The organism is Allorhizocola rhizosphaerae (genome assembly GCF_003426775.1).
Lineage (GTDB): Bacteria > Actinomycetota > Actinomycetes > Mycobacteriales > Micromonosporaceae > Allorhizocola > Allorhizocola rhizosphaerae.
Genome location: NZ_QJUG01000097.1, coordinates 21,277 through 30,366, shown reverse-complemented (window position 1 = coordinate 30,366; position 9,090 = coordinate 21,277). Strand labels below are relative to the sequence as shown.

At 69.0% G+C, this 9,090-nt stretch carries 7 protein-coding genes and 1 pseudogene; 1 reads left to right on the top strand and 7 read right to left on the bottom strand.

The window, feature by feature from the left end; translation table 11 throughout:
- The coding region (locus DM816_RS21505; RefSeq protein ID WP_425455260.1) for a sensor histidine kinase at positions 1-2,122 on the bottom strand (2,122 nt) is incomplete at its 3' end.
- A 732-nt stretch (positions 2,123-2,854) separates the two neighbouring features.
- Positions 2,855-3,931, bottom strand: coding sequence for an adenosine deaminase (locus DM816_RS21495; protein ID WP_425455261.1), 1,077 nt, complete (start codon positions 3,929-3,931; stop codon positions 2,855-2,857).
- A 6-nt stretch (positions 3,932-3,937) separates the two neighbouring features.
- Here DM816_RS21495 and DM816_RS21490 point away from each other — a divergent pair, with 6 nt between their 5' ends.
- Complete coding sequence (locus DM816_RS21490; protein WP_162907682.1) at positions 3,938-4,735, top strand: putative RNA methyltransferase; 798 nt, start codon at positions 3,938-3,940, stop codon at positions 4,733-4,735.
- Between the two features lie 111 nt (positions 4,736-4,846).
- Here DM816_RS21490 and DM816_RS21485 read toward each other — a convergent pair whose 3' ends face one another.
- The 5 genes and pseudogenes from DM816_RS21485 to DM816_RS21465 form a co-directional block, all read right to left on the bottom strand.
- A complete protein-coding gene (locus tag DM816_RS21485; RefSeq protein ID WP_117212129.1) occupies positions 4,847-5,485 on the bottom strand; it encodes a hypothetical protein in 639 nt (212 codons plus the stop codon).
- Positions 5,482-6,156 carry a DUF4272 domain-containing protein gene (locus tag DM816_RS21480; RefSeq protein WP_117212128.1) on the bottom strand — a complete coding sequence of 225 codons (675 nt, stop codon included), beginning with the start codon at positions 6,154-6,156 and terminating at the stop codon, positions 5,482-5,484. Before DM816_RS21480 ends, DM816_RS21485 begins: the two co-directional genes overlap by 4 nt.
- A 1-nt stretch (position 6,157) precedes the next feature.
- The gene (locus DM816_RS21475) at positions 6,158-7,435 is read right to left on the bottom strand and encodes a thymidine phosphorylase (RefSeq protein ID WP_117212127.1); all 1,278 of its coding nucleotides are present in this window, start codon (positions 7,433-7,435) and stop codon (positions 6,158-6,160) included.
- Positions 7,431-7,832: pseudogene (locus tag DM816_RS21470) on the bottom strand (cytidine deaminase); the annotation flags it as partial. The gene DM816_RS21475 and the pseudogene DM816_RS21470, both read right to left, overlap by 5 nt.
- Complete coding sequence (locus DM816_RS21465; RefSeq protein ID WP_117212125.1) at positions 7,819-9,090, bottom strand: ABC transporter permease; 1,272 nt, start codon at positions 9,088-9,090, stop codon at positions 7,819-7,821. The pseudogene DM816_RS21470 and the gene DM816_RS21465, both read right to left, overlap by 14 nt.

The window sequence follows — 9,090 nt, the reverse complement described above, 5'->3', positions numbered from 1 at the left end:
TGCTCTCCAGGGCCAGCGGTGCCGCGTATGGCGGGCGCTGCGTGGGCACCACCGGCGGGCGCGACTCGATCGCCTGGGCGATGCTCGGCTCGCGCGACGGCGCACCGGCCCGGCCCGCGAGGGCCCGCGGCACGAGCACCGCGGTCGGCAGGGTCACGTCGGCAATAATGCCGCGCTCGCTCGATGAACGCAGCTCCACCTTCACGCCATGCCGCGCGGCCAGCCGGGCGACCACGACCAGGCCCATCATTCGGGAAACGGCCACGTCCACCTGAGGCGGGCTGGCGAGCCGCTCGTTGACGTCGGCCAGCATCTCAGGCGACATGCCGATGCCCCTGTCCTCCACGTAGAGGACCGCGCGGTCGCCCACCCGGCGGGCCTCCACCATGACCGACGAGTCGGGCGGGGAGAACGCCGTGGCGTTGTCGAACAGCTCGGCGATGCAGTGCACCAGGTCGTTGACCGCGTGGGCGGCCACCTCGATGTCGCGGTCGACGATGCCGAACTCGATCCGGGTGTAGTGCTCCACTTCGGACTGCGCGGCGCGGAGCACGTCGAGCAGGGCGGCCGGCTCGCGCTGCACACGGGTGGAGTCGGCGCCGGCGAGCACGAGCAGGTTTTCGTCGTTGCGGCGCATCCGGGTGGCCAGGTGGTCGAGCTGGAACAGCTCGGCGAGGCGGTCCGGGTCTTCCTCACCGCGCTCCAGCCGGTCGAGGTGGCCGATCAGCCGGTCGACCAGGATCTGCGAGCGCCGGGCGAGGTTGACGAACATGGTCGCGACCGAGGAGCGCAGCTGGGCCTGCTCGGCCGCGGTGCGCACGGCTTCGAGGTGCACCGCGTTGAACGCCTCTGCCACCTGCCCGAACTCGTCTTTGCTTCGGACAGGCAAAGGTTCAGCGATCTGATTGGCCATCTGCACCGGTGACATCTGCGATGACAGGGCCGGGTCCCGCAGCCGGGCGACCGCCTGGGGCAGCCCGAACTGGGCGATGTTGAGCGCGCCGTGTCGCAGTTCGCGCAGCGAGCGGGCCATCGACCGGGCGACCAACCACGCGGACAGGATGGCGATGAACAGCATGCCCGCGACGAGGCCGGCCTGCACGAGGATGCGCGAGGTCACGGCGTCGCGCAGGGCGCTCGCGGTCGACTCGACCTTCTCGTCGAGCGTCCGCTCGACCCGCCGGACGAGTGCGGCGTTGTCCTTCATCGCCACGTCCCACTCGGCGGCGGTGAACGAGGTGATGGGGTTGTTTACCGCGGTGGAGCCGACGTCGCCCCGGAACTTCTCGGCCTTGCGCAGGTCGGGGCCGGTCACGGTACCGTTATAAGTATCAATGTCTATGTCGGAGGCCACCGATTTGAACTGTTCGAGCGCCTGCTGCAGGCCGGTCTCGGTGGCGATGAAGCTGGTGTTGAGGAACGGGCTCATGGCGCCCTGGTCGAACACGTGGTGGACCACGATCCGCTGCTCGGACAGGTATTCCTTGTATTGCGCGACGGCGGCGGCGGCGCGCAGGCCGTCACCGAGCTCAGTGCTCCCGGCGATCTGGGCGGCGTGCTCGCGGATCTCCAGCAGTTCGGCGACGAGCACGTGATAGCGGGTGCTGACGTCGGCGATGGAGATCTTCGTGTCGATCACCTGTGAGCGCACCCCGGTCAGCCCGCCGAGCCCGTCGTCAATGCGGCGCAGCAGGTCGCGCATGTCGGCGTCGAGGTCGAGCAGGGCATTGCGCCGCAACGTGTAGAGCTGGCGCGCGTCGTCGACCAGCTTGTTGGCCTCCGCGAAGGCGGTCTGCGGTCCCTTGCGCAGGTCGGGGTTGTCGGCGGCGAGATACATGACGGCCGCCGCCCGCTCGTTTTGCAGGTGGTCGACGAGTGTGCCGGACTCCTTGACCAACTGCGACAGGACCCGGGTGCGATCGGCATTGGTGACCGTATCCAGGTTGTCGAGCAATCCGTTGGTCCCGATGACGAGGGTGGCCAAGACCGGCGGGATCATGATCAAGCCCAGCTTGGCCCAGATCGGCATGTCCCGCAGCCGACCGAACGGCCGCCGGAGACGCGAAAGGAAGCCACGCTGAGGGTGGCCCTTTCCGGCAATGTTGCCTGGCCGCTTGTTCACGTCACCGCCTTCCTTCGGTGCCCGGGGGTCCACGCGCACTCTGGTGTTGCGCAGGGCACCGCACATCATCCGGCCTTGCAAAGGTCAGACCCCGAGATTCCATCACGCGGGAGGCGTGAGTGGAAAGCCCAGGCTGCCCCAATCACTCAAGTCGGCGCAATGCCGTGTTCTTGGCGTGCAGACGGCCCGAGTTGTTCTCCTGGCCGGACCCTCAGGTTCGGGCAAGTCATATATAGCTCGGCGAACCGGGCTACCCGTACTGTGCCTCGATGATTTCTATAAAGACGGCACAGACCCTACCCTGCCGAGGGCCCATGGGCATATCGATTGGGACTCGCCCGAATCCCGAGATGCCGCCGCGGCGGTGGCCACCATCGCGAGCTGGCAGGCACAGGTAGGGCAAATGTGCCGGTCTACGACATCACCCGGAGCATGCGCGTGGCCGATCGGCCCCTTCACCTCGACCATTCGGCGCTATTCGTGGCCGAAGGTATCTTCGCCGCCGAGATCGTTCCTGCCTGCGCTGTTACCTTTCGCAGCGCCTGGAGCCGGACCACTCCGTGGCCGCCTCCAGCCACGCCAAGAACACGGCTTCGCCTGAAGAAACCAAACCCGCGCCTTCCGCAGCGCCTGGAGCCGGACCACTCCGTGACCTGCGGCTGCGGCGCGGGGATCGTCGGATCCTGCAACGTCAGATCCAGATCGGTTACCGGCCCCTGACGGCTCGCAAGATCATACCAACTTGGCGTATGCCGGCTTTATCACGTCATTGATGATCGACAATCGCTGATCGAACGGGATGAAGGCGCTCTTCATCGCGTTGATCGTGAACCACTGCAGCTCCGCCCAGCCCCAGCCGAACGCCTCGACCAGCAGGGCCATCTCTCGCGACATCGACGTCCCGCTCATCAGCCGGTTGTCAGTGTTGACCGTGACCCGGAAGCGCAGGTCGCGCAGCAGCTTGATGGGGTGCCGGGCGATCGAGGGGGCCGCCCCGGTCTGCACATTGGACGACGGGCACAGCTCCAGCGGGATGCGCTTGTCCCGCACGTACGCCGCCAGCCGCCCGAGTCGCCCGTCCGGGCGGATGTCATCGACGATGCGGACACCGTGGCCGAGCCGGTCGGCCCCGCACCACTGGATCGCCTGCCAGATCGACGGCAGCCCGAACGCCTCCCCCGCGTGGATCGTGAAGTGGTAGTTCTCCCGCTGCAGGTATTCAAACGCGTCGAGGTGCCGGGTGGGCGGGAAGCCCGCCTCGGCGCCGGCGATGTCGAAGCCCACCACGCCGACATCCCGGAAGGCGGTGGCCAGCTCCGCGATCTCCATGGAGCGGGCGGCGTGCCGCATCGCCGTCAATAAAGTGCCGATTTTTATCTGGTACCCCTCCGTAAGCGCACGGTCAGTCCCCTCAACAAAACCGGTCAGGACGGCCTCCACCACCTGCGCGAGGGTCAGCCCGGCCGTCAGGTGCTGCTCAGGGGCGAAGCGCACCTCCGCGTAGACGACGCCGTCGGCGGCCAGGTCCATCGCGCACTCGGCGGCCACCCGGCGCAGCGCCTGCTCGGTCTGCATCACGGCAACGGTGTGCGAAAACGTCTCCAGATAACGCTCCAGCGAGCCGGAGTCGGCCGCGGCCACGAACCAGTGGCCCAGCTCGTCGGGGTCCCGCGAGGGCAGGGCATGGTTGACCTCGTCGGCCAGCTCGATGATCGTCGCCGGGCGGAGCCCGCCGTCGAGGTGGTCGTGGAGCAGGGCCTTGGGCGCGCGCACGATGTCTTCGTATGCAGGTGTCACAAGGTCGAAGATATCGGTGTGCTCACCGCTGACATGATCGCCGCGCTGCGGTGTCCCGTTTGTTCCGCCCCGTTCGTCGTGGATCGCGGATCGCCGGCGCGTTGCCTCCCACGCGCCAGGGCATTGGTGTGCGAGCGGGGACACAGCTTCGACGTGGCGCGGCAGGGTTACGTCCATCTGGGGGCGGGACGCAAGCTCCCGGAGGGTGACACGGCGGCGATGGTCGAGGCGCGTGAGGCGGTGCTGCCGCTATTCGCCCCGCTGACCGAGAAGTTGGCACAGTCTGTGCCAACTTCCGCCCGGCTGATCGTCGATCTCGGCGGGGGAACCGGATACCACCTGTCGCACGTGCTACCCGCCGGCGCGCACGGCATGGTCTTCGACGTCAGCAAGCCGGCCCTGCGCCGGGCGGCCAAGCGGGTCGGCGCGGTCCTCGCCGATACGTGGGGCCGGCTCCCGCTCGCCGACAACGGCGCCGACGTGGTGCTCAACGTGTTCGCCCCGCGCAATGGGCCCGAGATGCGCCGCGTGGTACGGGACCGCGTCATCGTGGCCACCCCGCTGCCGCACCACCTCGCCGAGCTACGCGCGACGCTCGGCCTGCTGGCGGTGGACCCGTCCAAAGAGGAGCGCCTGGCCCAAACCATGGCCGGTTTCGAGCTCGCCGCCGACGACCGTCTGGAATGGACACTGGACCTGGACGCCACCCAGGCTACGCAGATCATTGCCATGGGGCCCAATGCTTTCCACGGCCCGGTGCAAGCCCCCGCCTCGCGCACCACCGCGGCCGTCCGCGTCACGACATGGCGCAAATGAACGTTCAGAAGCCCGCTTGGCAACCGCAGCGCACGCTCTCCGGGATATCGGCCTCGAATCGGTGTCGCAGCTCGTGCGCCAGCTGGTCAAGTTCACCGATCTGTCCCCGGGTCAGCCGCCGGCAGTGCCAAACCATCTCGGCGAGATCGGCCGCATGCTCGGGCGCCGATGGGAGTTCGCTGACCTCGATGGCGCAGACGGCGGCGAGGTCGGCGACCGGGATGCCCAAACCCCGTGCGTAGCCGGCCACGACCGGTGCGTCGATTGGCTTCGCCAATCGACGCAGATGGCCCGGACCGTCGAAGCTGCCAGGTAGGGCCCGCCCGCGGACATCAGCAGTTTCGCGGCACTGTGCCAGCTCAGGTTTCTGCCCACCAGCAGCCGTCCGATGACCGCGCCCGCGACATCAGGCAAGGTGACGGACCGACGAGGGGCGTCGGTGCGGGGCAGCAGCGGCAGCGACCGTGCGGCCGCAAGCAGGATGGGCCGGGCGGGGGCCAGGTAGGTCATCTCCCATATGAGTTCGCCGGGGTCGGCACCCCAGTCGGTGGGGGCCAGGTCGTCGGGCAGATCCCGCCGGGCGAGCGCGAAAAGGTCGGCGGCGGGCCAGCCGAGCGCCGAAGCGAGGCGGCGAAGAGCTTCCGGCGTGTTCAGGCCGCCACCGCCGGCGATCCGGGTGACCGTCGCGGCATCCCACCGCCGAAGGCGCGCAAGCCGATCCATCAGCATCTCGAATGCTTGCTCAGTCATGACGTGGAGAGGTCGACCTCTTCCCAGCCACCCGGTGGGCCGTGATGCGGGCCTGTGAACGTCGCCGACCACTCCAGTGCCCAGCGCCGCTGACCGATCGCGTTGGCGTCGATGCTGCCGGGCAGCGGTGAGCCTTCCAGCTTCAGATAGGCCCAGTCCAGGCAGTAGTGCAGGTCGAGCATCGCCGCCACGGTCGGGGCGTCGCGCGGCGCCGGCAGCATGCGTGCCCGCCAGTCCGCGAAGGACTCCCGCTGCATCAGGTCGGGCATGAGATGCGTCAGGTTGTGCACCGGCTCCAGCGGATCCAGCTCCGGCGTCAGCCCGAGCACCCAGGTCAGCGCGGCCAGCGCGTCGAAGTGCAGGATGAACGATCGCCGGTCGCCCATGTCCTCGGTGATGAAGGCCCATTCCGGGTCGGTCACGTCGGGCGTGAGATCGTTGCCCTCCAGCCACGCCACGGCCTCCTCGCGCGGCATGCCGAACGTGAACTCCAGGATGACGTGCAGGATCGCGGCGCGCCGCTCCAGGTCGACGGTCGGGCGCAGCTGGACCTGGTCGCCGTCGTCCCACACCAGCGGGTAGTTCTCCGGCGGCAGGGGCAGGCCGAGCCGCTCCAGCTCCGCGAGGTTCGCGGCGCGCACTGCGAGGGGGTCAGGTACGGGTACTGCCATCTCATCCGATTCTGTCGATGATCAGGGGTCGCCCCGGCAGCGGAAGGGTATCGATCACCACGGCCGCCGTTGCCAGCTCCAGCGCGGCGGGGACGCGCGCCGGATCGTCGGCGCGAAGCTCCGCCACCACGTCACCGGCCGAGACCCGCTCGCCGGGGCGCTTGTGCAGCACCACACCGGCCGCCGCGCTCACCGGGTCCTCCTTGCGTGCCCGCCCGGCGCCCAGCCGCCACGCGGCAAGACCGATGCCCATGGCGTCGACGCTCTCGACGACCCCGTTGACCGGGGCCCGCACGAACTCGGTCTCCGTCGCCGCGGGCAGCGGGGCGTCGGGGTCGCCGCCCTGGGCCCGGATCATCGCGCGCCACGTGTCCATGGCCTTGCCCTGGGCGAGCACCTGTGCCGGGTCGATGTCGTCGAGCCCAACGGCGCCAAGCATCTCCCGGGCCAGTACCACGGTCAGCTCGACCACGTCGTCGGGCCCGCCGCCCGCGAGCACGTCGACCGCCTCCTGCACCTCCACGGCGTTGCCGATGGTCCGGCCCAGCGGGGTGTTCATGTCGGTGAGCAGGGCGACGGTGGTGACCCCGTGTGCCCGGCCGAGCTCGACCATCGTGCGGGCCAGTTCCCTTGCGTGGTCAACGCTTTTCATGAACGCGCCACTGCCCACCTTGACATCGAGCACGAGCGCGCCCGTTCCCTCGGCGATCTTCTTGCTCATGATGGAGCTCGCGATCAGCGGGATCGACTCGACCGTGCCCGTGACATCGCGCAGCGCGTAGAGCTTCCGGTCCGCCGGGGCCAGCCCGAGACCCGCCTGGCAGATGGCCGCGCCGATGTCGCGCAGCTGCGCGGCGAACTCCTCATTGGACAGTGCGGCCCGCCAGCCCGGGATGGACTCCAGCTTGTCGAGCGTGCCGCCGGTGTGGCCGAGCCCCCGGCCCGAAAGCTGCGGCACGGCCGCACCGCACGCGGCCACGAGCGGAGTCAGGGCAAGCGTGATCTTGTCGCCGACGCCGCCCGTGGAGTGCTTGTCGACGGTTGGCCTGGGCACCGACGACAGATCCAGCCGCTCGCCTGAAGCGATCATCGCGGCGGTCCAGCGGGCGATCTCGTGATCGTTCATGCCGCGCAACAGGATCGCCATCGCCAGCGCCGACATCTGCTCGTCGGCGACAACCCCTTTGGTGTACGCGTCCACGACCCAGTCGATCTGCGCGTCCGACAGCCCACCGCCGTCGCGCTTGACCCGGATGACATCCACCGCGCTAAAGCTCACCGCGCACAGCCTCCATATCGGACAGACCGAAGCCGTGCGGCATCAGCACCGCCATGCTCATCGGGCCGTACTTCGAGTTCACGAGCATGGCCGGGCCGCCGTGCTCCCAGAGCAGCTGGCGGCAGCGCCCGCACGGCAGCAGCGGGTTTTCGTTGGCGTCCACACAGGACATGGCCACGAGCCGGCCCCCGCCCGTCGCCACCAGATCGGAGATCATGCCGCACTCGGCGCACAGCGTGACCCCATACGACGCGTTTTCCACGTTGCACCCGACCACGATCCGGCCGTCGTCGACCAGACCCGCCGCGCCCACCGGATATTTCGAGTAGGGCGCGTATGCGCGGTGCATGACCTGCACCGCGGCGGCAGTGAGTGTGGGCCAATCAACCGTAGACATACGGCTTCCCGTCCGCCGCGGGCGCGCGCACCCGCCCGACCAGCCCGGCCACCGCGACGATCGTCGCGACGTACGGCAGCATGCTCAGGAACTGGGTGGGAATCGGGCTGTTGAGCGCGCTGATGGAAAACGCCAGCTGGTTGGCGAAGCCGAAGAACAGCGCGGCCAGGAACGCGCCCACCGGGTTCCACCGGCCGAAGATCAGCGCGGCCAGCGCGATGAACCCGAGGCCCGAGGTCATGCCCTTGTTGAAGTTGGTGGTGGCCAGCAGGGTGAACGTGGCCCCGCCGATGCCCGCGACCAGCCCGGCCAGCAGCACGTTGCGGTAGCGCAGGCCCAGCACCTTGACGCCCAGCGTGTCGGCGGCGGTCGGGTGCTCGCCGACGGCACGCGTGCGCAACCCCCACCTGGTCTTGAACAAACCGAAGTGGATCGCGACCACCAGCGCCAGTGCCACGTACACAAAGATATTGGCTTTGAAGAGAGTCGGCCCGATGATCGGGATATCGCCCAGCACCGGGATGTCCCACTGGGGCACGCGCGGCGGCTTGTTGAACGCGTCCTGATTCTTCTGCATGAACTGCTCGTACAGGAACGCGGTCAGGCTGAGCGCGAACACGTTGAGCACGATGCCCAGGATCACCTGGTCCACCAGATAGCGGATCGCGAGCACGGCCAGCAGCGCCGAGATCAGCAGGCCGCCGATGCTCGCCGCGATGATGCCGGCCCAGATGCTGCCCGCGATCGTGCCGAACATGGCCGCGGCGAACGCGCCCGCGATGAACTGGCCCTCGATCGCGACGTTGACCACGCCGCTGCGCTCGCACAGCACCCCGCCCAGCGCGCCGAGGACGAGCGGCAGCGACAGCTCCAGCGAGCCCTTGGCCAGATTGCCCAGGGCCAGGGTGTTCAGCGTGCCAGGCGCCTGGGAGACCTGCCAGCACAGGAACGAGGCCACGAACGCGGCCAGGGACAGGGCCGTCCACAGCCCGAAGCGCCGCCCGGTCGCCGCCAGCACCGCGCCCGCCGCGATCGCGAGCACGCCGAACAGCACGGCGCCGAGGGTGCCCGGGATCGACAGCGCGAACCCCGAGGTGGTCTCGCCCACCGCGAACCGCGCGGCCTTGCTTGTCGCGAGCAGGCCGAACACCACGGCCGCGATGAGCCCCAGCGCCACGAGCACCACGCCGGTCTTGCGCTGCCGGGTCCAGAATCCACTGTCCACACCGGACACGCCGGGAACGGTCGTCGCAGTCAT

Bases quoted from the DNA above. Each gene is read 5' to 3' on its own strand.
- DM816_RS21485 (WP_117212129.1), bottom strand. From the start codon at position 5,485: ATGACTGAGCAAGCATTCGAGATGCTGATGGATCGGCTTGCGCGCCTT.
- DM816_RS21480 (WP_117212128.1), bottom strand. From the start codon at position 6,156: ATGGCAGTACCCGTACCTGACCCCCTCGCAGTGCGCGCCGCGAACCTC.
- DM816_RS21465 (WP_117212125.1), bottom strand. From the start codon at position 9,090: ATGACTGCGACGACCGTTCCCGGCGTGTCCGGTGTGGACAGTGGATTC.